The sequence below is a fragment of the Vreelandella nigrificans genome (genome assembly GCF_002374315.1).
GTDB classification, from domain to species: domain Bacteria; phylum Pseudomonadota; class Gammaproteobacteria; order Pseudomonadales; family Halomonadaceae; genus Vreelandella; species Vreelandella nigrificans.
Genome location: NZ_NWUX01000001.1, coordinates 503,296 through 526,364 on the forward strand (window position 1 = coordinate 503,296; position 23,069 = coordinate 526,364).

22 protein-coding genes are annotated in these 23,069 nt (G+C 52.6%); 17 read left to right on the top strand and 5 right to left on the bottom strand.

Going from position 1 to position 23,069, the window contains the following annotated elements; genetic code table 11:
• Positions 1-347: 347 nt before the first annotated feature.
• From CPA45_RS02425 to CPA45_RS02465, 9 genes are all read left to right on the top strand, one after another.
• Positions 348-1,034, top strand: coding sequence for a hydrolase (locus CPA45_RS02425; protein WP_096649977.1), 687 nt, complete (start codon positions 348-350; stop codon positions 1,032-1,034).
• Positions 1,035-1,217: 183 nt separating this feature from the next.
• Positions 1,218-3,113, top strand: a complete 1,896-nt coding sequence (locus tag CPA45_RS02430; protein ID WP_096649979.1) for an amidohydrolase — start codon at positions 1,218-1,220, stop codon at positions 3,111-3,113.
• A gap of 61 nt (positions 3,114-3,174) precedes the next feature.
• On the top strand, positions 3,175-4,797 hold the full coding sequence (locus tag CPA45_RS02435) for an MFS transporter (RefSeq protein ID WP_096649981.1): 1,623 nt from the start codon (positions 3,175-3,177) through the stop codon (positions 4,795-4,797).
• Between the two features lie 110 nt (positions 4,798-4,907).
• On the top strand, positions 4,908-5,210 hold the full coding sequence (locus CPA45_RS02440) for a GNAT family N-acetyltransferase (RefSeq protein WP_096649983.1): 303 nt from the start codon (positions 4,908-4,910) through the stop codon (positions 5,208-5,210).
• 44 nt (positions 5,211-5,254) lie between these two features.
• On the top strand, positions 5,255-6,202 hold the full coding sequence (locus CPA45_RS02445) for a pirin family protein (protein WP_096649985.1): 948 nt from the start codon (positions 5,255-5,257) through the stop codon (positions 6,200-6,202).
• Positions 6,203-6,416: 214 nt separating this feature from the next.
• Positions 6,417-7,328: a LysR substrate-binding domain-containing protein gene (locus tag CPA45_RS02450; RefSeq protein ID WP_096649987.1), complete on the top strand. Its 912-nt coding sequence runs from the start codon at positions 6,417-6,419 to the stop codon at positions 7,326-7,328.
• Between the two features lie 2 nt (positions 7,329-7,330).
• Entirely contained in the window at positions 7,331-8,239 is a 909-nt protein-coding gene (locus tag CPA45_RS02455) for a LysR family transcriptional regulator (RefSeq protein ID WP_096649989.1), read from the top strand.
• 134 nt (positions 8,240-8,373) lie between these two features.
• Positions 8,374-8,997: a glutathione S-transferase family protein gene (locus CPA45_RS02460; protein WP_096649991.1), complete on the top strand. Its 624-nt coding sequence runs from the start codon at positions 8,374-8,376 to the stop codon at positions 8,995-8,997.
• Between the two features lie 57 nt (positions 8,998-9,054).
• On the top strand, positions 9,055-11,022 hold the full coding sequence (locus CPA45_RS02465) for a 2Fe-2S iron-sulfur cluster-binding protein (protein ID WP_096649993.1): 1,968 nt from the start codon (positions 9,055-9,057) through the stop codon (positions 11,020-11,022).
• 291 nt (positions 11,023-11,313) lie between these two features.
• Here CPA45_RS02465 and CPA45_RS02475 read toward each other — a convergent pair whose 3' ends face one another.
• From CPA45_RS02475 to CPA45_RS02490, 4 genes are all read right to left on the bottom strand, one after another.
• A complete protein-coding gene (locus CPA45_RS02475; protein WP_096649995.1) occupies positions 11,314-11,724 on the bottom strand; it encodes a cyclophilin-like fold protein in 411 nt (136 codons plus the stop codon).
• A gap of 57 nt (positions 11,725-11,781) precedes the next feature.
• Positions 11,782-12,873: an MBL fold metallo-hydrolase gene (locus tag CPA45_RS02480; protein ID WP_096649997.1), complete on the bottom strand. Its 1,092-nt coding sequence runs from the start codon at positions 12,871-12,873 to the stop codon at positions 11,782-11,784.
• Positions 12,874-12,926: 53 nt separating this feature from the next.
• Entirely contained in the window at positions 12,927-13,673 is a 747-nt protein-coding gene (locus tag CPA45_RS02485) for an SDR family oxidoreductase (protein ID WP_096649999.1), read from the bottom strand.
• 228 nt (positions 13,674-13,901) lie between these two features.
• Positions 13,902-14,297, bottom strand: coding sequence for a (R)-mandelonitrile lyase (locus CPA45_RS02490; RefSeq protein ID WP_096650001.1), 396 nt, complete (start codon positions 14,295-14,297; stop codon positions 13,902-13,904).
• Positions 14,298-14,436: 139 nt separating this feature from the next.
• Between CPA45_RS02490 and CPA45_RS23235 the strand changes: the two genes are divergently transcribed.
• The 8 genes from CPA45_RS23235 (at position 14,437) to CPA45_RS02530 (ending at position 21,973) form a co-directional block, all read left to right on the top strand.
• Positions 14,437-14,649 carry a type 2 periplasmic-binding domain-containing protein gene (locus CPA45_RS23235; protein ID WP_096650003.1) on the top strand — a complete coding sequence of 71 codons (213 nt, stop codon included), beginning with the start codon at positions 14,437-14,439 and terminating at the stop codon, positions 14,647-14,649.
• 153 nt (positions 14,650-14,802) lie between these two features.
• Positions 14,803-15,267 (top strand): (R)-mandelonitrile lyase, encoded by a 465-nt coding sequence (locus CPA45_RS02500; protein ID WP_096650005.1) that lies wholly within the window; start codon positions 14,803-14,805, stop codon positions 15,265-15,267.
• 20 nt (positions 15,268-15,287) lie between these two features.
• Positions 15,288-16,070 (top strand): carboxymuconolactone decarboxylase family protein, encoded by a 783-nt coding sequence (locus CPA45_RS02505; protein ID WP_096650007.1) that lies wholly within the window; start codon positions 15,288-15,290, stop codon positions 16,068-16,070.
• A gap of 40 nt (positions 16,071-16,110) precedes the next feature.
• Positions 16,111-16,578, top strand: a complete 468-nt coding sequence (locus CPA45_RS02510; RefSeq protein WP_096650009.1) for a (2Fe-2S)-binding protein — start codon at positions 16,111-16,113, stop codon at positions 16,576-16,578.
• Positions 16,575-18,890: a xanthine dehydrogenase family protein molybdopterin-binding subunit gene (locus tag CPA45_RS02515; protein WP_096650011.1), complete on the top strand. Its 2,316-nt coding sequence runs from the start codon at positions 16,575-16,577 to the stop codon at positions 18,888-18,890. The genes CPA45_RS02510 and CPA45_RS02515 overlap by 4 nt, the downstream gene beginning before the upstream one ends.
• A 2-nt stretch (positions 18,891-18,892) precedes the next feature.
• Positions 18,893-19,873, top strand: coding sequence for an XdhC family protein (locus CPA45_RS02520; RefSeq protein WP_096650013.1), 981 nt, complete (start codon positions 18,893-18,895; stop codon positions 19,871-19,873).
• Positions 19,863-20,471 carry a nucleotidyltransferase family protein gene (locus tag CPA45_RS02525; RefSeq protein ID WP_096650015.1) on the top strand — a complete coding sequence of 203 codons (609 nt, stop codon included), beginning with the start codon at positions 19,863-19,865 and terminating at the stop codon, positions 20,469-20,471. Before CPA45_RS02520 ends, CPA45_RS02525 begins: the two co-directional genes overlap by 11 nt.
• Positions 20,472-20,947: 476 nt before the next feature.
• Complete coding sequence (locus tag CPA45_RS02530; RefSeq protein WP_208858449.1) at positions 20,948-21,973, top strand: alpha/beta hydrolase; 1,026 nt, start codon at positions 20,948-20,950, stop codon at positions 21,971-21,973.
• A 199-nt stretch (positions 21,974-22,172) separates the two neighbouring features.
• On the opposite strand, the gene CPA45_RS02535 is transcribed toward CPA45_RS02530, so the two are convergent.
• On the bottom strand, positions 22,173-23,066 hold the full coding sequence (locus CPA45_RS02535) for a LysR family transcriptional regulator (protein ID WP_096650019.1): 894 nt from the start codon (positions 23,064-23,066) through the stop codon (positions 22,173-22,175).
• Between the last annotated feature and the right edge of the window lie 3 nt (positions 23,067-23,069).

Here is a 23,069-nt window from a genome sequence, read left to right on the forward strand (position 1 = left end):
CTCTGAATTTGGATGAATATGTGATGAGCGACACTCAATGATCGTTCGGGCGCCGTAATCTTTTTTACTGCGGATCAACGCCAGCACGTCAGTGTTGAACTGAGCGCCAAGCGGTGTTGCCCCTCAAAAAGCTATGCTGCCCCGTGCACCACTATCCCCGCGGCCTAGGTGGTTTCGGGGTTCGCCGCTCCTTACTTACACCGAAGTATCAGATGGTTGGATCGTTCCGATAGAGGATCACACAATTGTCCCAAACCAAGATTGTCGTCCAATCTTAAGCAGGGGTGGGCTGCAATAGTGAATGGCCGTTTCACGACTTCCATCACATCCGTCATAAGGTGAGCCCAATGCAGAACCCCAAGCTTGAAGTCCTTACGCCCAGCAATTCACAGTTAATCTTTATCGACCAACAGCCGCAGATGGCCTTTGGTGTTCAGTCGATTGACCGCCAAGCTTTGAAGAACAATGTCGTTGGCTTGGCCAAGGCAGCGAAAGTGTTCGGTATCCCGACGATCATTACTACTGTCGAAACCGAAAGCTTTTCGGGTCACACCTATCCTGAACTGCTGGGAGTATTTCCTGAAGCACCCATCCTCGAACGCACCTCGATGAACTCCTGGGATGACCAGAAAGTGCGCGATGCACTCAAGCAAAACGGCCGAAACAAAGTCATCGTTTCGGGTCTTTGGACGGAAGTTTGCAATACCACTTTCGCGCTCTCGGCGATGCACGATGCCGGGTACGAAATCTATATGGTGGCTGACGCCTCCGGCGGCACCAGCCAGGCGGCCCACGATTTCGCAATGCAGCGGATGATTCAGGCTGGGGTGGTGCCGGTGACATGGCAACAAGTGTTGCTGGAGTGGCAGCGTGACTGGAAAAACCGCGATACCTACGACGCTGTGATGGCGGTAGTGAAAGAGCATTCCGGCGCTTACGGCATGGGTGTTGATTATGCCTACACCATGGTGCACAAGGCCGACGAACGAGTAGAGCACGGACCTACACTCGCTCCCGTACACGCTGATATTTAGGTTGTTAAGGGGCGGCTATGGCCGCTCTCATCCAAATATTACGTTACGTTTGCACCCAGCGGTTGGGGGCAACGCGCCAAAACGCCGGTGGTGCTAAGACAGCGATAGCACTCTTGCTGGTAATCGTGCAGTGGATCAGAGCCTAGCGCCTCTACAGCACCCCTTAACAAAGGAGTATCCACTATGTCCGATTCTGCTCCCGACATTATCTTTCATAATGGCCAGATCACGACGCTTGATAGGGCGAACCCTAATGCCACTGCCGTTGCGATCAAAAATGGCAGGTTTCTGGCCGTCGGCTTGGATCAGGAGATCATGGCCTTGGCCAGCGCAGGCACTCAGGTCGTTAATCTTCAGCGGCGTAGCGTGCTGCCTGGTCTGTTCGACAACCATACCCATGTGGTGCGCGGCGGTTTGAACTACAACCTCGAGCTGCGCTGGGACGGCGTACGCTCGCTGGCCGACGCAATGGATATGCTCAAGCGCCAAGTGGCCATTACTCCCGCACCGCAATGGGTGCGCGTGATTGGCGGTTTTACCGAGCATCAGTTCGTGGAAAAACGCCTGCCGACCCTTGCAGAAATCAATGCGATCGCCCCTGACACCCCCGTGTTCCTGATGCACTTGTATGACCGTGCTTTACTTAATGGTGCCGCCTTGCGTGCCGCTGGCTATACCAGGAATACACCCGAACCTCCTGGGGGGCAGATCACTCGCGATGCCAACGGCAACCCCACTGGCCTACTGCTGGCCACACCCAACGCGATGGTTCTCTACTCCACGCTTGCCAAGGGGCCGAAGCTCCCATTCGACTACCAGGTCAACTCCACTCGCCACTTTATGCGCGAGCTGAACCGTCTTGGCGTGACCGGCGTGATCGATGCAGGGGGTGGTTTTCAGAATTATCCCGATGATTATGCAGTGATTCAGAAGTTAGCTGACGAAGGGCAAATGACCATACGTTTGGCCTACAATTTGTTTACCCAGAAGCCACAGGAGGAGAAAGAAGACTTCCTAAACTGGACTTCTAGCGTTACTTACAAACAGGGTGACGACTATTTTCGCCACAATGGTGCTGGTGAAATGTTGGTTTTCTCGGCGGCTGACTTTGAGGATTTCCGCCAGCCGCGTCCAGATCTTCCACCTGAGATGGAGGGTGAACTGGAAGAAGTCGTGCGCATCCTGGCACAGAATAAGTGGCCCTGGCGTCTGCATGCCACCTACGACGAAACCATTACCCGTGCGCTGGATGTATTCGAGAAGGTTAATCAAGACATTCCTCTGGACGGTATCAATTGGTTCTTCGACCACGCTGAGACGATCTCCGACAAGTCCATTGACCGTATCGCGGCCCTGGGTGGCGGTATCGCCGTGCAGCACCGGATGGCCTACCAGGGCGAATATTTTGTCGAACGTTATGGAGCACGCACCGCTGAGGCGACCCCACCCGTCAAACGCATGCTCGAGAAGGGCGTTAACGTCTCCGCTGGGACCGATGCTACCCGCGTGGCCTCGTATAACCCCTGGGTATCGCTGTCGTGGATGATCACCGGCAAAACGGTCGGCGGTCTTGGCTTGTATCCGCGAGATAACCTGCTCGACCGTGAAACGGCGCTGCGAATGTGGACCGAGAAAGTGGCCTGGTTCTCCAACGAGGAGGGCAAGCGGGGCTGCATTAAGGTTGGCCAGTTCGCTGACTTTATCGTACCGAGCAGGGACTTCTTCAGCGTGGCTGAAGATGAGATCTCCTTCCTGACTTCCGACCTGACGGTCGTGGGTGGGCGAATTGTCTATGGTGATAATGATTTTGCGCCCCTGGACGACAACCCTCTGCCGCCTGCCATGCCGGACTGGTCGCCGACGCGCACCTTCAAAGGCTACGGTGCCTGGGGCGAGCCCGAAGGTGCAGGAAAAAACTCTTTGGCACCGCTAAATGCCCAAGCATTGGCTAGCTGTGGCTGTGCTAGCGCCTGTGGCCTACACGGCCATGATCACGCCCAGGCCTGGGCATCCAACGCGCCGACGTCGGATTTGAAAGGCTTCTTTGGGGCTCTCGGCTGCTCTTGCTGGGCCGTGTGAAAGGGAAATACCTCATGCATCGATTGGAACAAAGACTACATGGCTTGCAGGGACGAAAGACATGAATAAGACTCCTTCCACGCCTCTTTCCGTAACGCCGGACAGCGCGTTTGCGCCTTTGCGGCATAGGCTATTTGCCGTCATCTGGGCGGCCACCATCATCGGCAGCATTGGTAGTTTCGTGCGCGATGTTACCAGTGCCTGGCTGGTGACTGATTTATCCTCCTCTCCTGCAGCTGTCGCTATGGTGCAGGCTGCCGCGACTCTGCCGGTTTTTCTCCTGGCGATCCCCGCAGGCGTGCTGTCCGATATGCTCGACCGGCGTAAATTGCTGATCTGCGTCCAGCTGCTACTTGCCAGTGTTAGCGTTTGCCTCGTCATTCTATCGCTTATCGATCAGCATTCTGTGGCATCACTGATAATGCTAACGTTTATAGGGGGCATAGGCGTTGCCCTGATGGGGCCAACTTGGCAGGCTATCGTCCCTGAGCTGGTCGACAAGAAAGACTTCAAGAACGCAGTGGGGCTTAACTCGCTGGGGATCAACATTGCCCGTGCCGTAGGTCCCGCTTTGGGCGGGCTGTTGCTGGCCAGCATGGGGGCTGCGTTCACCTATGGAGTAGATGTTCTAAGCTATGCATTTGTCATTGCTGCACTGTTGTGGTGGAAACGGCCAGCAACGCACCGGGATGCCTTGTCTGAACGTTTTCCCGGCGCTTTCCGTGCCGGGCTCCGTTACGCCCGCGCCAGCCGCGAACTGCATGTTGTCCTACTACGCGCTTTTCTCTTTTTTGCTATGGCCAGCTCAGTCTGGGCATTGTTGCCATTGGTGGCGCGTCAGCTACTGAACGGTGGCCCTGGCTTCTATGGCGTTTTACTTGGGGCAGTTGGCGTGGGCGCAATCGCAGGGGCGGTTGTTATGCCTCGCCTGCGTGTTTACCTTAGCGCTGATGGCTTACTTCTCACATCAGCGTTGGTCACGTCGGCTGTCATGGTGGTGCTATCCCTTGCGCCGCCCAAATGGCTTGCAGTCTCCTCTCTGTTAATTCTTGGTGCCGCTTGGATTACTGCGTTGACGACGCTCAATGGCGTAGCGCAAGCCATTCTTCCCAACTGGGTGCGTGGCCGCTCTCTAGCGGTATATCTGACGGTGTTTAACGGTGCCCTGGCCGCAGGCAGTTTGGCATGGGGGGTAGTCGCTCAAGGGATTGGCGTACCGTTGGCGTTACTATCTGGCGCGGTCGGGCTAGCAGCGATTGGGTGTATTGCACATCGTATCAAGTTGCCCAAAGGCGAATCAGACTTAATGCCGTCAAATCATTGGCCCGAGCCACTTACAGCCACTCCCGTCGAGTATGACCGAGGACCGGTACTTATCCAGATAGAGTACCGCGTATCGCTAGCGGACCGTTCCGCCTTTCTGAAAATAATGGCTAGGCTCTCAGCTGAAAGACGGCGTGATGGCGCCTATGCGTGGGGCATTACTGAAGATTCCGCCGATCCCACCTTGATGCTGGAGTGGTTCCAGGTTGAATCCTGGGCTGAGCATCTACGTCAGCATAAGCGCGTTTCTAAATCAGCCGCCGATATCCAAGAGGAAGTACTGCGTTTCCACCAAGGGGAGGAAGGTCCGGTGGTGCGCCATTTTTTGACGTTCAATCATCCGCATGAAGGTCGACCGTAAGATTTTATTTGAAAGGCTAAGCACTTCGAAAGACCAAGCACTTCGAAAGACTAAGCACTTTAGAGACAAATGCTGAGCTGTTGACCTGGTAATACAACAAGGAGAATGTGATGACTGATGTATCTAAAGCCTCATTTACCATTGAGCATGAATCTAACGATACCAAAGGGCGCTATGTCGTTGAACTCAATGGGGGCAAAGCAGAGATGACCTATTCGAAAGCGGGTGATTCGATGATCATCATTGATAGCACCGAAGTGCCTGATGTCATGCGCGGACAAAAAGTGGGTTTTGCGTTAGTCGCAAAAGCGGTGGAAGACGTTCGCTTATCGGGTAAGAAAATCATGCCGTTATGCCCATTTGCAAAGGCACAGTTTGCGCGCCACTCAGAGTGGCACGATGTGCTTCTGTAAAGTGCGTACTCTATTTTCCTAACTCTCACTTCTGGAGAAAACCTATGAGCTGGATGCCTAATTTAGAGCCACAATGCCCATCCGCCGGCAGTTTGAATGATATAGAGACACTGATTGTTCCACGCGCTCGGGATTTGGGTGGTTTTGAAGTGCGCCGTGCACTGCCTGCCCCGAAGCGGCAGATGGTGGGGCCATTCATTTTTTTTGATCAGATGGGACCCGTTGAATTTCTTAAGGACGAAGGCATAGATGTTCGCCCACATCCTCATATTGGGCTTGCCACGGTTACGTATCTATATCAGGGGGAGTTCCAGCACCGCGATAGCCTGGGTACCAACCAAATGATTCACCCTGGCGCGGTTAATTGGATGGTAGCGGGCAATGGAGTCACCCATTCGGAGCGTACCAGTGCTACCACTCGTCAGAACAAGCACTCGGTGTTGGGAATACAGACGTGGGTAGCGCTCCCTGAAGCCTATGAAGACCAGCCTGCCAGCTTCGAGCATCATGCCGAAGAGACTCTGCCAGTACTGAAAGGAGAGGGCAAGGAAGTGCGTTTGATCCTGGGCACGGCCTGGGGAGAGCGGGCCCCGGTAAAGACCTTCTCTGAAATGTTTTATGCGGATGCAATACTGCAGCCAGGGGCAAAGCTACCCTTGCCGGATAATCATGAGGATCGTGGCATTTATGTCATGTCCGGTAGCGTCATCATTGCAGGCGAGACCTTCGAGGCCGGCCGCATGATGGTGTTCCGGCCAGGTGACCCGATCACGGTGGTGGCGGGTGAAACCGGCACTCGGCTGATGCTACTGGGCGGTGAAACACTGAATGGGCCCCGTTATATATCTTGGAATTTCGTTTCTTCTTCGCAGGAAAAGTTGGAGGCCGCCAAGCAGGCATGGGTAGAGGGCGATTTTGAACACGGCCGCTTTCGCCTTCCACCAGGAGATGATTCTGAGTTCATTCCTTTTCCTGGGCAATCTGGTAAATAATGCCCCAAAAGCTGGCTGTCTGAGGCAGTCAGCTTACTCTTCAATTACTCAATCAGTTACGATTGGTAGAGCACTTTATCCTCTTTTTTATATTTGTACCTCACTGGCTTGAACCGCGTAAGGGCCACAAATATACCTATATACCAGCTGCCTTGGCTCCTGGCGGATGAGGAAAATGTTGCAAGTAACTCCTAGCCTTGACTCTGGAGCTGTCATGGATAGATTTGAAGAGATGCGTGTGTTCGCGTCAGTAGCTCAGCTAGAAAGCTTTTCGGTCGCTGCCCGGCAGCTTGAGTTGTCACCTCCTCAGGTTACTCGGGCGGTGGCAGCGCTTGAATCGCGTTTGGGCGTTGCCTTATTACAACGCACCACACGGCAAGTGCGCGTAACAGAAGCTGGACGTCGTTATCTTGAGGATGTTCAACAGGTGCTTGCACAGCTTTCAGAGGCTGAGGCTGCCGCAACCGGTAGTTATCTCACTCCACGCGGTCTTTTGCACGTAACCGCGCCGGTGCTGTTTGGCGAGTACTTCGTTACCCCGCAGATCGTTGATTACCTGGATCAGTACCCTGATGTACAGGTTCGCGCCGAACTGATTGATCGGCCGGTTAACCTTCAGGAGGAAGGCATCGATGTGGCGGTGCGTATTGGGCATGTGCCTGAGGATTGCCAGCACTTAATCGTGCCCGTCGGCGAAGTGCGGCAGGTGGTCTGCGCTGGCCCCGAATGGTTAGCACAGCACGGCGAGCCACAGCACCCGCATGAGTTGGAAGGGCTGCCCACGGTGGTGGCTGAAGGCAGCAATTTTGGCAACCATTGGTGGTTTGAGGATAAGGGCAAACGCATAGAGGTTACGCCATCGCCTCGGCTGCGCATCAGCGCGATTCACGCGGCGTTAACGGCGGTCGAGGCGGGCGCTGGGCTCACTCGGTTGTTGTCTTACCAAATAGCTGCCAGCGAAGCGGAAGGTAGAGTGCGACGCGTTCTAACGCGCTTTGAACCACCGGCCATCCCCATTAATATTTGGGTGACGGCGGGCCGTGGGCGTGCCGCCAGTGTACGTACCTTCGTTGATTTGCTTGCCGAGCGGCTACGTGCCGACCCGGCACTCGGCTATCGTGCCTAACCATGGCGCTCTCTCCAGAATCACCGCTGCGTTTTGAGGCCTTGATGGCACTGTCTGCCGTTGCCCAGCACGGCAGTGTGCAAGCCGCAACTGAAGCGAGTAGCTTCTCGGCAGCTAAACTCCATCACCTGCTTCGGGCGCAGGAGCAGAGCCTGGGTGTCGCTTTAGTCACTAGCTCAACTAAAGGTAGTTCATTGACGCCAGCGGGCGAGCGATTGAACGCACATGCCGGCGCGCTTATTCACGCCGTGGCCGACGCTGAAACCAACGCCCGCCAGGAGCACCTTGAACTCAGCGGCACGCTACGTTTGCAGGCGCCCCTGGCGTTAATGAAGCCGCTATTATTGCCGTTGGTGCTGAGGGTGCAAGCGGCGCATCCGGCGTTAAAGGTCTGCCTGCAAGCTGATGAATATCCCCATCTGGTAGACGCAGCGGCTCCAGCCCACATCCACCTAATGACGGGATCCCTTCCTGAAACGGTGTACGCCAGATCCCTTGGCGACTTACGCACTGGCCTGTTTGCCAGCTCCCGTTATCTGAACAAAGCAGGGCGGCCTGATAGCCTGCAAAGTTTGGCCCGCCACGCGCTCATTCACTGCCCAGAAGCGGGGCAGGCACCGGTTTGGCGGTTGGCCGAAGGCCAATCCCTTCGCTTTCAGCCCAGGTTGAGTATTAGCACAAGTGCCGCGGCGTTGCGGGCAGCCATTGAGGGCTCGGGCATCGTGCGCTGCTACCAATTAGAGGCACGTCGCGCTTGCGCACAGGGTCTGCTTGAGCCTGTCCTCGAACCTCTTTGGCCAGCAACGGATTCTCTGGCGTTAACCTACGCTCTCGGTCTTCGGGCGCCCGCCAGCGTTATGGCTTTTTTGGAGCTAGCGACCCCCTGGTTGCGGGGACAGTTGGCAGGTTGATTATTTCATTTCACGCAATTTTCTATTGATTAAAATCGTTATTCTTACCGTTCCTGTTTTAGCTCAGGATAGCTGATGTCGCTTCATTAACTGAGGCCCACCTGTTCTTGAAGATGCTAACTAAGGAGCCAATCATGTCCAACGCTATTAAGGTCTATCGTCACGCACTTTCCGGCCACTGTCATCGCATCGAGTTAATGCTCTCGCTGCTCGGTTTGCCCGCCACCTTTATCGATGTCGATCTCGCTGCAGGCGAGCATAAGGCACCGCCTTTCTTAAATCTGAACGCCTTCGCTCAGGTGCCGGTTCTCGATGACCAAGGCGTCATTCTGTCGGATTCCAATGCTATTTTGGTCTATCTCGAACGTCGCTATGGTTCTGGCCACTGGCTGCCGAATGACCCGTTGAAACAAGCCCAGGTGCAGCGCTGGTTATCCGTGGCGGCTGGGCCGTTGGCGAATTCGGCCATGAAGGCTCGATTGGTCACAGTCTTTAATGCACCTTTCGATCCTGAACCGCTAATTGCCGATGCGCATGAGCTATTCACAATTATGGATGCTCATTTGGCACATCAGCCTTTTCTGGCAGGCGATCAAGCCACCCTGGCTGAGGTTTCGCTCTACAGCTACATCGCTCACGCCCCCGAAGGAAATGTGTCGCTGGAACCATACCCGCATATTCGCGACTGGTTGCAACGCATCGAAGCGCTGGAAGGCTTTGTGCCAATGGGGGTGACAAAGGTAGGTCTAGTAAGCTGAGATAACTGATACAGCGTCTCAAGTCGGCACGGGCGATCGGCCCGTCAGGAGTCGAGAGTGAATAATGCCGTGAGCAAGAGTCCGTGGCATGAGGGTGAGCTTGCTTTGCAACGCGTGGTCGGGGTAGAGCAACAGATGTCAGAAGTTGGCAGCAAAGTAGTGCGGCCCTTTCTAACGCCGCAATTGCAGAGCTTTTTCCCTCAACTACCCTTTGTGGCTGCTGCGGCGATGGATGGTGACGGTTGGCCATGGGTCTCACTGCTGGAAGGCGCACCGGGATTCGTTCATGCGCCGGACGAATCACGGCTGGATCTAGCGTTATCACCGCCAGCAGATGACCCCCTTACACCGCTGCTTACCAACGGCGCCAACATTGGGCTACTGGGTATCGAGCTTCACACGCGTCGTCGTAACCGGGTTAACGGGGTACTGAAAGGCTCCGCAGCGGAATGGCAGTTGGAAGTCGTTCACGCCTTCGGCAATTGCCCGCAGTACATTCATGATTGGTCAGCGATGAGGCCGGTGCTGCCACAGCCGGGTTCCGTGCTATCCATGCGCGACTCGACTCTCGTCCAGTTGCCTGAGCAAGTGCTTGCACATATTGATCGGGCTTTAACGGCCTTTGTGGGTAGTTATGCGCGCACCGACCAAGGCATTGAGGTAGATGCCTCCCATCGGGGTGGTAAGCCGGGGTTCATACGTCGCCTTGGGGCGGATTTGATCCTGCCCGATTTTGCAGGCAATCGGTTCTTCAATACGCTGGGCAACGTGCTGTCCAGCGGCCGTGCTGCCTTAGCAATACCGGATTTTGCCAGTGGAGATGTGCTGCACCTCTCCGGTGAAGCGCGGCTTGTGGACGAGGAGAGTGTCAGGGCGCGGTATCCCGGTGCTGAACGCTACTGGTGCCTGACGCCACGCCATATTGTCTGGCGCCCAGGGGCGTTGCATTGGCGTAGCCACGCAAATGAAGTGGCCGTTGAGGTTGAGCCCCATGGGCCCTGGGAATCGCTTGCTCCCTTCACACTGCAGCGCGTTCAAGTAACCGCCGTGGTGCAGGAGACGCCCGAGATTCGCTCTTTCTATTTGAAGAGTTCCCAGCAAGGCAAAGCACTGGCTCCATTTACAGCGGGGCAGTTCATCACGCTACGTGTACCGCGCTTGGATGGAACTCCGCTGGTGCGCAGCTACACGCTGTCAGCAAGCAGTCGCCAAACGAGCTACCGCATTAGTATCAAGGCAGAAGGTGAAGGCTCGCGCTACTTACACGAGGCTCTCAAGGTAGGCTCAGAGCTAGCCATCAGTAAGCCAACGGGGTCGTTTACAGCGGAGGCCAGCGGCACGGATCGCGCCCATTGGGTACTACTGGGTGGTGGCATTGGCATTACGCCTTTAGTTAGCCTAGCCCATGAGTTAACCGACACAGGGCGTGGCCAGGTCACGTTGATTCAGAGCGTGCGCGATGTTGCCGAAGCCCCTTTCGGCAAGGAGTTGCTCGACCTCCAGGCGCAAGGGCTGCAGTTGCGGCGTCACGTTACGGGCTCAGAGACTGCCCCTAATGGCTGGATTCCAGGCCGGGTTTTGCTGGCCCAGCTTCTTGCTGAGCAAGAGCTTTCAGAGTTGCAGCTGTATCTTTGTGGACCAGCCACCTTTGTTCAGCGCTACCATCAGGAGGCGCTAGAGCTTGGGGTTTCGGCTGGGCAGATACATACGGAAGCGTTCGGCCCTTCGGCGCTAACGCAGGCATATGCAGCACCTGTCGCCGAGCAACCCGTAGAGGTTAGTTTTACCCATCAAAGCGTGGTCACCCAATGGCAGCCAAGCGAAAGCCTGTTGGAAACTGCTGAAAAAGCGGGACTAAACCCCGTTTTTGGGTGTCGCAGCGGTAGCTGTGGAGAGTGTGCCTGCACAATGACAGCGGGTGAAGTGGCCTACCCGGAGGGAATATCACCACCAGAGGGGAAGGTTTTACTGTGCAGCGCCCGTCCAGCAGCGCACTCCAGGAAGCTTGTGATACATCTTTCGTAGGGAATTCCCAGTGGTGGAAGTGGCCTTTTTTCCATCACGTGGGTGGTTAGTAAAAAGCAGTAAAGCCCATTACGATCCCAAAAGCCATTAATACTCCTCCGGCCGCGCGCTTACCCCAAGCGGCGGCACCTGGTTTAGCCAGCCGGGTTGCCACTGTTTGGGCTGTTAGCACGTAAGCGCTCGACACGATCAGTTTGATAAACACAAATAGCAGAATTAAGAGCAACTCCCCCTTCCTAATCGATTCATTTCCGACCGTGAGGTCAACAGAGAGTGTGGCTCGAAGAATTCTCAGTCGATGTGTTCAACTCGAACCGTGATTGGGCCGGGGCGATCAAAAATCGAAACATCGCCCTCTACGTTACCGAGAATGACGATGCCAGGTTGAGGAACGCGACCGCTGCGATAATAGATCACGAAGTCATTGGAGCCCCAGAGGCCGAGTGTTCCGGCCGAAAAATCGCGTTGGCGAGACTCTGCTGGCAAGGGTGAAGGAAGCCTGCCGGTTTTTTCCTGACGAAGATGATCTCGCATGTCGATCGTGATCGGCAGCATTTGGATCAACTGCTGTGTCGCAGCGTTATCGACCAGCTCTGCCGTCACTTCTCCCCAATCCGACGAAATCAATATGCGCTCTTGAGCCGACGCATGTCCTGTAGAGGCAAATGTGAGGGCCATGGCACTTAATAAGATCTTCAGCATAGTAGGACTCCTGGTGATTAATTTCTTATTAAACACATGTTTCATGTATCTTAAAATTTACTCCCACCAAGCGCTAAAGCGCTGATCTTGATCTGCTAGACGAATAGGCTCACCAATGAGGGGCGTGGCCAATCGATAATTACGCCCTTCACTGGCGGTGGTGATACGTTGAAAAGGCTCATCCCATGCATGCTGAGCAAGCGAGAACTTGCCAACGTGTGCTGGTAGAAGTGCTTCGGCCCCTAGTTCATCCGCTGCTTGTGCAGCTTCTTCAGGCGTCATATGAATATATGCCCAACGGTCATCGTATTGGCCGTGGTCAAGCGATACTAAATCGAAATTGCCAAAGCGCTCACCGATTTCGGCGAAATGTGGTCCATAACCACTGTCGCCGCTAAAATATAGCTGCCGCTCTGGTGTCTCCAGAGCAAAGCTTACCCATAGCGTTTGGTTTCTGCTAAATAGCCGCCGGGAGTAGTGCCGAGCAGGCAGAACATGCACGTTGAGACCATTTTCCAACTCGAAGGAATCGTACCAATCAGCTTCCTGAATCCTTTCAGGTTCATATCCCCAGTGCTCAAAGTAACCGCCTAACCCTAAGCTGGTAATCACCGCACTTGTTTTAGGCTCTAGCTCGAGAAGGCTACGATAGTCCAGGTGGTCATAGTGATCATGTGTCACCAGCAAGTAATCAATGTCTGGCATATCGTCTGCTGTGTAAGGGTTAGTACCCTCAAACGCCACGTTTGCACGTGGAATAGGCGCAGCGTTTTCGCTGAAGACAGGGTCAATCAAAATACGTAACCCCGCTAGCTGCACAAAGTAGGAAGAGTGGCCTAACCAGATAACAATGTCTTCATCAGTATCTAAATTATGCAAATCTGTTTTAAGAGAAGGAATATCCTCCTCGGGCCTTAGTCGTTCGTTACCTGCGCGAAAATCTTCAATAATAATAGACAGCGTGCTTCTTTGTTCAGTGAGCATTGGCGTTTCGACTTGATTACGAAACTCACCGTTTTGGTAGTTTGGTGAGCGCTCAATAAGAGCAAGTCGCTCGCCTTCAATAGGGATGCCAAACTGAGGATGTTTCAAAAAAGCCCAAATGCCCGCAACGGAGATAACGGCGAGTAAACAAATTGCTATAAGCATTTTTTTCAATGGTTGTCCTTATTGCATGGCGCATGCATCATGCATGCTAACGATCAGAGCTGTTGTGCAGTGGGACGGAAGATAATTTCGTTAACATCAACATCGTCAGGCTCGCTGATAGCAAATGCGACCATGCGCGCGAAACTTTCAGGGGGTATTCCCACTTGTCCAACATAATCCTGATTGGCCGATTGGACATCTGGCTCGCTGATGTGATCCAGCAGTTCGGTCTTAACCGCCCCAGGGGAGAGGATGGTGGTGCGGATGTTGTAGGGTTTGACTTCCTGACGAAGCCCCTCAGTTAGCGCACGAACAGCAAATTTTGTCGCCGAATAGACGGAAGAAGCAGGAAAAATAAGGTGGCCCGCGACAGAGGCCGTATTGATAATATGCCCCGACTTTTGCTTCTGCATATGGGGAAGCGCTGCGGCTATGCCATAAAGAACGCCTTTAATATTGACGTCGATCATCTGATCCCATTCGTCAATTTTCAGACTATCAATACGCGATAGCGGCATCACTCCCGCATTGTTAACAAGCACATCGATACGCCCAAAGGTTTCAACCGCTGTGTCCACTAACTGCTTTACCTGAGTTTTGTCGGTGACGTCGACACTGATTGCCATTGCTTTGTGTCCGGCAGTCGTAAGCTCTTTGGCCAGCGCTTCAATGCGTTCCTGCCGGCGCGCGCCGAGTACAACGCTTGCACCGCGTTCAGCAAGGTGCCGCGCTGCTGCTTCTCCCAATCCGCTACTGGCGCCGGTGATGACGATGACTTTGTCTTTTACATTATCGATCATTTCACTTTCCTTTCACATGAGAAGCATTTACTAGGGTGGCGTATTCTTCGCCTATACCTTGAAACACTAGCGCGGAATGGACAGTGTGATTAGGCAGGATTAATTGCAAAGACTAATGACTAGAATTCATTAATATGAGTGGCAGCCATCTGTTCACAACCCTTGACTGGGTCGCTTCAGCATTCAGGAAGAAGACGACGATCCAACGAGAAGGTCATGTAGCGCGAATCAACCGGCATACTCCGCATCGCTAACCTTCTCCAGCCAGTTAACCGGCGTTCCGTTGAGGGATTCTTGGATGGCGATATGGGTCATGGCGACATCCGGCGCGGCACCGTGCCAATGCTTTTCGCCCGCCGGAAACCACACCACGTCGCCGGGTTGTATGGTTTCAATTGGGCCGCCTTCGCGTTGTACGCGCCCGAGTCCTTGCGTCACGATTAAGGTCTGGCCAGCGGGATGCGTGTGCCACGCTGTGCGTGCCCCTGGCTCGAAGGTCACGGCCGCTCCAGACGTGCGTCCAGGGGCTTCTGCTGAAAAGAGAGGGTCAAGACGAACGGTTCCAGTGAAGTAATCCTCTGAACCCGGTTGAGAGGCTTGCGTACCTACACGAGTAATTTTCATATAACAATGCTCTGTTTTTTCTGCTGGAATTTTTAACAAGATAGCCGGGTTAGGCTTATTGATAAACGTGGATTAATACCTAAACGTTATGCGCGTAATTCATTAATCAATATAAGTGGGAACAACGGCGTTCAACACCATGACGCCGGTGGTGCGTGCGGCGTTTGAAGATTACGGTCTAGACTATGTGCCTGAAAGCCTTGTTCGGGAGCACATTGATGAGGGGCGTTTGGTGTCCGTGTTGAAAGATTGGAGGCCACCTTTTCCTAGCTATTTTTTATTTTACCCCCACCGGCGGCGTTCCTCGCTTGCCTTAGGCGTTATCGCAGATACCTTGCAATATTATCAGTGAAGTTACCATTCATGAATTGCTTTCATAACGGCATTATTTTACTTGGCGTTGTTATAGGGCTAACTCCTTGTCATTTTAAATGGAGCCTGGTTTGTCGTTCAGGTTATTCCCACGGGAGAACAGGACACCACTTAATGGAAAGAGGATGCTGGTATGAAACGCTTTCTGATGAAAACGCTTCCCCTCCTTGTACTCATGTCGGGCAGTGCTCTGGCTCAAAGTATTGAGGTTGATACGTTGGAATCTCGGCCCACTTCCATTGGCTCACCTGATCTGTTTACCGGCCAACCCGTCATTGACCCCCTCTTTGCTGAAACTGACTACTCAAGTGTTACTGCGGGCGTGGTGACATTCCCTCCTGGCGCTCGTGCCGCTTGGCATACTCATCCTGCTGGTCAAATTTTGGTGGTCACGTCAGGTGTCGGCTGGGTGCAAACCCGTGGCGAAGAGCGTCAGGAGATCCGTGCTGGTGATGTAGTGCGCATTCCGCCGGATATTGAGCACTGGCATGGTGCTAGTGCAGAGAATTCCATGACCCATATCGCTATTCAAGAAGCCGTGGACGGCAGTGCTGCCGACTGGCTAAGCCATGTCACCGATGATGAATATGCAGAATAACGCTTAAAAGGCTTATCATTATGAAACTCGCAACAACAACATTATTGACGTTAACCCTTGCATGCATCGCTGCTTCGCCCGCTCAAGCAGCTTCAAACACGGCCTCAGACGCGCCTACTTTTGCGCAACTTGAAGCCGTTTCTCCGGCGTTGGCGGCCTATACGCAAACGCTTGTGCAGGATGAGGTATGGGAGCGTGAGGCGCTTTCTGCCCGTGATCGTAGCCTTGCCACGCTAGCGGCCATCGTCGCTAGTAATCACACGGCGGAAATGCCCCATCACTTCAACTTAGCGCTGGATCATGGTGTAGAGCCAGACGAAATTTCCGAGCTGATTACCCATCTGGCATTTTATTCTGGTTGGGGAAATGCGACCTCGGCAGCTGCTATGCTTTATCCTATTTTTGAGGCGCGTGGTGTTGGAGCCGATCAGCTTCCTGCTGCTGAGGTCGAGCTATTGCCTCTTGATGAGGAGGTAGAAGAACAGCGCGAAACCACCGTTGAAGAGAACTTTGGCGACGTTGCTCCAGGTGTGGTCCATTACACCACGCACACCCTGTTTCGTGATCTATGGCTTCGCCCTGGGTTAGCGTCCCGTGACCGCAGCCTGGTAACGGTCAGTGCACTGATTGCCACCGGTAAAGTCGAGCAGGTGCCTTTCCACCTCAACCGCGCCATGGATAACGGCTTGACCCAAGAGGAGGCATCTGAGGTATTAACCCACTTGGCGTTCTATGCAGGCTGGCCGAACATCTTCTCGGCGATGCCAGTGGTGAAGGACGTTTTTGAGTCGCGCAACGAATAACACCTAATAACACTTAATGACCTTGATGAGGAAGAAGCCGATGGCAACCCTGACAATTAATGGTCAAGTGCATGAAGTGAATGCCCCTGACCAGATGCCCCTGCTTTGGGCCATACGTGATGTTGTCCAGTTGACCGGCACTAAGTTCGGTTGTGGGATGGCGCAATGTGGCGCCTGCACGGTGCATATGGATGGCGAAGCCGTGCGCTCCTGTGTCACGCCGATATCTGCTGCCCAGGGGCGGGAGGTAACGACGATAGAAGCCATTGGCGAAGACGCTGTGGGCAGACGAGTACAGCAGGCTTGGCTAGACCTGGGTGTGGCCCAGTGTGGCTATTGCCAGGGTGGGCAGATTATGAGCGCGACCGCATTGCTGAAGCGAGAAGCACACCCCAGCGACGAGCAAATTGTTGATGCTATGAATGGCCACTTGTGCCGCTGCGGTACTTACACCCGTATTCAGCAGGCCATTCATCACGCTGCCGACACTGAGGGGGAAGACGCATGAGCACGTTACGCGACACGCTCTTATTAGCCAATGTTAGCCGTCGTCACTTTCTAAAGGGGTTGGCGGCAGGCGGTGCCTTAGTCGTGGCCGCTCGCTGGTCACCATTACTTGCGGATGAACCCCTCTATGGGGCGGAAGCGATGCCCAATGGGTGGGTAGACGACCCCAACGTCTTTATCCGCATTGACGAGGATGGCATTGTCACGGTGGTCAATCACCGGGCGGAAATGGGGCAGGGGATTCGGACTAGTCTCGCCATGGTAGCTGCTGATGAACTGGGCGCTGAGTGGGAGCATGTGCGGGTAGAGCAAGCCCCTGGCGAAGAAGAAACCTACGGCAATCAAAATACCGATGGTTCCCGCAGCATGCGCCATTGGTTTGCGCCAATGCGACGTGCAGCTGCTGCGGCGCGCACAATGCTTGAGCAAGCCGCAGCTCAGCAGTGGGAAGTGCCAGTTGAAGAGTGTCAGGTGGGTGTTCATGTTGTCATGCATACGCCTAGTGGGCGCGAGTTAGGGTTTGGAGAATTGGCGGCAGTGGCTAGTCAGTTACCCGTGCCTGAGCGCGATACACTTCGCCTGAAACCCCGCGAAGAGTGGCGCTACATTGGCCAAGATGAGAGTAGTCGCAAACGCCCATTTGCGGTTGATGGGGAAGATATTGTAAGTGGTCAGGCCGTTTACGGCGCTGATATTCACCTTGATGATATGGTCTATGCGGTCATCGCTCGCCCACCCATCTATGGCGCTCAGCTACGCAGCGTTAATGATGAGGCAGCGCGAGCCTTGCCGGGTGTCATCCGTATTATTGAAATACCGACGGTGGGGCAACCCGCTGGTTTTGAGCCCTTGGGTGGCGTCGCGGTGATTGCTGAGAATACCTGGGCTGCCATTCAAGGGCGCAATGCTCTTGAGATCGAGTGGGACGTTGAGGCGGCAGGTGATAATGCCCGCTACGATTCGACACAGTATCGAGAGCAGTTAGAGGAAGCGGCGAGCTCACCTGGTCAACTGGTTCGCGAGCATGGTGACGTGGCAGCAGCTTTTAACGAGGCCGACTCACTCATTGAGGCTACTTACTATATGCCGCATATGGCGCAGGCGCCCATTGAGCCTCCTGTCGCTCTGGCTCGGCTGGTAGATGGTCGAGCGGAAATATGGGCACCGATTCAGCATCCTCAAGCCGCAAGAGAAGGGGTAGCTGGGCAGCTCGGTCTTGCTGTTGAGGATGTGACGGTTCATGCCACGTTGTTGGGAGGTGGGTTTGGACGTAAATCCAAGCCGGATTATATTTTGGAAGCGACCTACTTGAGCCAAGCGCTAGAGGGTCGCCCAGTCCGTGTTCAGTGGACGCGTGAGGATGATCTGCATCACGCTTATTTTCATGCGGTTTCTGTTGACCATTTAGAAGCGGGCTTAGATAGCGACGGCAAGGCGTTGGGCTGGCTGCATCGTACGCTTTCGCCCAGCATTGCTTCGTTGTTTGCGCCTGATCCCATGCATAAGCAGGATTTTGAACTCGGCATGGGCTTTAACACGATGCCTTTCAATATTGAGGCCATTCGCTTGGAGAATCCTGAAGCATCGGCCCACGTACGCATTGGCTGGTTTCGCGCCGTGTACAACCTGCCACATGCCTTCGCTATCCAGAGTTTTGCCGCTGAACTTGCGGCGGCAGCTGGACGAGACCATCGAGATTACTTGCTAGAGCTGTTAGGGCCTGAACGTCAAATTGATCCACGAAATATAAATGAAAGTTGGAACTATGGTGAGGATCCAGAGCAGTATCAGGTTGATATTGGAAGAATGCGGGCGGTAATTGAGACCGCCACTGAAGCCGCTGGCTGGGGGCGAGAATTAGCTGAGGGTCGCGGCCTAGGCTTGGCCGTGCATCATAGTTTTGTTGCCTATGCTGCGGTGGTGTTTGACGTTGAGATCAATAGCGACGGTGAGTTGACCATTCATAGTGCTGATATCGCGTTTGACTGTGGTCTTCAAGTAAATCCGGAACGTATTCGTTCCCAAATGGAAGGCTCCATCATTATGGGCATTGGTATCGCCCTGCAAAGCGAGATAACCGCCCATGAAGGCCAGATTGAGCAGGATAATTTTCATCAGTTCCTGTTGCCGCGTATGGGGATTGCCCCAGATGTCATTCGGGTGCACTTAGTCAACAGCAGTGAAGATGTGCCAATGGGTGGGGTGGGAGAACCTGGACTACCTCCTGTCGCCCCCGCTTTGTGTAACGCTATCTATGCTGCTACGGGTAAACGAATTCGGCGTTTGCCGGTCGGCAATCAGCTGACGAGTTGAGTATGAAACACCTTGATCTGCAGGTGATGGAACAGGCCTTGGCTTGGAGCCAGAGTGGCGACACCATTTGGTTATGCACGGTGCTGGCTACCTTTGGCTCTTCGCCTCGTGAGCCAGGCTCATGGCTAGTCATTCGTAAAGACGGGCAGCACGTTGGTTCGCTTTCGGGAGGGTGTGTTGAAGAGGATTTTATAGAGCGTCTTAAACAGGGAGAGTTTGAGCGCCCCATTACCATGCTGCGCTATGGAGAATCAGGTAGCCTGCCAGGGGCGCACGTAGTGCTGCCTTGTGGTGGAATCCTGGATGTGTTGATTGAACAGCTACTCCCGAATGATCACACGCACAAACACCTGAAGGAGCTGCAGGCGGCTTTGCAAGGGCAGTGCAATAGATTACGACACGTTGATTTAACGACAGGAGAAACACATCTAACCGACGATGACGGTGCAGGCCCTCGCGTTGTCATACAGCATGAGCGCTCTTCCGTTCAACTGCGGGTCGGCCCCGCCTTACGGCTAGTGATTGCCGGTATTTCGTCGGTTTCAATGGTGTGCGCCGAGTTTGCTCATGCCTTGGGCTACGAAGTAGTGGTGTGTGATCCGCGTGCTGACGAAGTACGCAATGTCGAAATGGCCAACGTTAAGGTGCGTTTGGAGCTACCCTCACGCTATATTGCGGCAGAGAACTGCCACTCGGCGACGGCCATCGTGGCGTTGACCCATGACCCGCGTATTGATGATTTGGCCATGATGGAAGCAGTGCGCACGCGTGCTTTTTATATTGGCGTGATGGGGTCAGTGCGCGCGTCAACATTACGTGCTGAGCGTTTACGCCGCTCTGGTGGGTTGAACGACAAGCAAATAGCACGTATCCACATGCCTATTGGTTTGGACTTAGGGAGTAAGACGCCTGCAGAAATCGCGCTTGCGGTTATGGCTGATATAGTACGTGTACAGCGGGGCAGGCAACGGCATGCCCTCTGATGAATGCAAAGTATTGGCGGTAATACTCGCCGCGGGTTATTCACACCGCTTTGGTCATGCTGATAAACGACTGGCTAAGCTGCCTGACGGTCGTCCCATGTTGGCTGCTACCGTTGCCAATGCGACAAGCGCCTTTCCTCTGATACGTGTAGTGGTCCGCCAAGAGGACGATCGTTGTGCGCTGGGCTTGCCTGATGAAGTGCCCATTGTGTATGCCAACCAGCCTGAGTGCGGTCTGGGCGCAAGCTTGAGTAGTGCGATAAAGGCTTGCATGACTGATACGACGCTCAGCCATATTCAAGCGGTTGCCATTTTATTAGGTGATATGCCTACTATCCGTACGGATACCATGCGCCATATCGAGCAATACGGTGACGCTAATTGCATTGTACGGCCTTTCTATCAGGGTAATCCTGGCCATCCTGTGTTATTTGGTCGCCGTTTTTGGCACGAGTTAGCCTCTTTAAAAGGGGATGAAAGTGCTAAAACGATCATGTACCGCCATCCTCTACGTTGTCAGCAGATTAATGTCTCCGACCCTGGAGTGTGTCAGGACGTGGATACCCCCGAGATGCTTGATCAATTGACAACGCACTGAGTCTTAAGAATACGTCTTTTCACTATTTACCCAATCATCGGTAGCCTTTCTGCAACACCCCCTTTACTAGCAGCCCTTCTCCTTAGTGTGTGGGGGCGCCACTTGGTGAAGTAAAGATTATAACCACATTAAGTTGGCTCAATAAGTGGCTTAAATAATTCGACATTCGTTATGGTGTTTGATTTTTTGAATGTTATATCAACAATGTTTAGTCAAGCTGAAAGCGGCTCCTTTGAGTCAAGGTGTTAGTTTGAGGAGTGATAAAATTTAGATTCTCAAAATGATTCGTGTGTGAAATTCATGAATGCAATGAATCGAGATCGCTTGTGGTATTAAGCTTAGTGCCATATTGTTGCATAAAGTTTTAAGGTTGTATGATGGTTGTAAAGTAATCACTCAATTACTGAGATTTGGTTGCTTATAGCTAATGTGCTTTTTATGGTAAGTGATACTAATTTTCAGCAATGGTGAATACCTTGAAAAAAACGATACTCTCACTATCTATCATGGCGATTTCCTTCTCAGCGTTAGGGCAAGATATGTCAAATGGTGCCGATAATTTTTATACAAGTGATTTGGTAAATGTTCAAGCAGTTACGTTTGAAAATATTTACCAAATGAATGTGGCGGGAAATTTATTTATACCTGAGGGATTAGATCCAAACGAAACACACCCTGCCATTATTGTGGGTCACCCGATGGGGGCAGTAAAGGAACAGAGTGCAAACCTTTATGCCACAAAAATGGCCGAGCAAGGGTTCATTACGCTTTCTATAGATTTACCATATTGGGGGGAAAGTGAAGGGCAGGTTCGAAATGCCGTTTCTCCAGATATGTATGCAGAAGCGTTTAGTGCAGCAGTCGATTACCTAGGCACTAATGTATCGGTAGATCGAGATAGAATTGGCGTTCTTGGAATTTGTGGAAGTGGTAGCTTTGTCATCAGCGCAGCCAAAATTGACCCCCGAATGAAAGCTATTGCGACAGTGAGTATGTACGATATGGGAGCTGCAAATCGTAATGCTCTCAATCATTCTCAAACGATGGAGCAAAGAAGGGAAATACTCGAGCAAGCTGCAGAGCAACGATATATCGAGTTTACAGGCGGTGAAACAGCCTATACTGGCGGAACTGTACATGAGCTTAATGAAGACACTCATCCTATTCAACGCGAGTTCTTTGATTTTTATCGCACCTCTCGAGGCGAGTACACGCCTGATGGCTCTTCTCCAGAGACGACAACGCATCCCACGCTCACCAGTAACGTTAAGTTTATGAATTTTTACCCATTTGAAGATATTGAGATCATTTCACCTCGGCCTATGTTGTTTATTACCGGTGATGAAGCTCACTCCATTGAATTCAGTGAAAATGCTTACGAATTAGCTGGAGAGCCTAAAGAGCTGTATGTTGTCCCTGGTGCTGGTCATGTCGATCTATATGATCGTGTCGACTTAATCCCATTCGATAAACTGAACATGTTCTTTGACCAAAATCTATAATTTCACCATCCGGTGATGTTTGTTTTAAAAATGCTCGCTTTAAAATTATTGAAAGATCTAAAGCAATATTTAACTATCATTTGTAAGATGGCTAGTGGAGCAAAGGCTCCACTAGCTTTTAAATAAGATTTAAGCGCATGAGGTTTTAAAAGTTCGATTTATGAAAATTGGATAATGAATGTCAATAGAGCTGTTGTATTTAATTTGTATGTCGCAGTCTATCAACTAACAAAGAGAAAGCGCGTGATGCTTGACGGCGATTTGGGTAATACAAATGAAACCCAGGAAAAGAAGGGCACCAATCTTTTAGTACTTGAATAAGACGTCCTTCAGCTATATGGTTCTTAACCATGTCTTCTGGGATAAAGGCTAGCCCCATTCCTGATAATACTGCTTTGAGAAGTTGCTGGCTATTGTTAAGGGTAAGCTGGCCATTAATATGCACGTTAAGTTCACGGCCTTCATTCTCAAACTCCCATGCGTAAAGGCCGCCTTGGCTAATTTGGCGCATACCAATACAGTTATGATGGATGAGATCATTGGGTATTTCAGGCTTCGAATAACGTGAAAAATAATCAGGCGTTGCCACTGCCACCATTCGCATATCTGGACCGATTCGGGTTGCAATCATGTCTTGTGCCACAGCTTCCCCTAAGCGAACACCCGCATCAAATCGCCCAGTCACTATATCTGAAAAGCCATTATCAGTATCAATTTCTACATTAATATCGGGGTATTCTCTTAAAAAACTTTCAAGTTTTGGGATAAGGATAGTATCCGCGGCATGACTGCTACTTGAAATTCTAAGACTGCCTGCAGGCTTGTCTCGCAATTCACTCAGAGAAGAAATGCCTTCCTGAATTGATTCGAAGCAAGGCGTCAGTGAATTGATTAAGCGCTGACCTGCTTCCGTTGGAGAGAGGCTTCTTGTTGTGCGTGTAAGTAATCGAATTCCTACACGTTTTTCCAAACCACGAATAGTATGACTGAGAGCTGACTGCGTAACGCCTAGCTCAGCAGCCGCACGCGTGAAGCTTCCTTTATCAGCGACCATTAAAAAAGTGTGTAAGTCGTTAAAGTTTTCGCGGCTCATTAA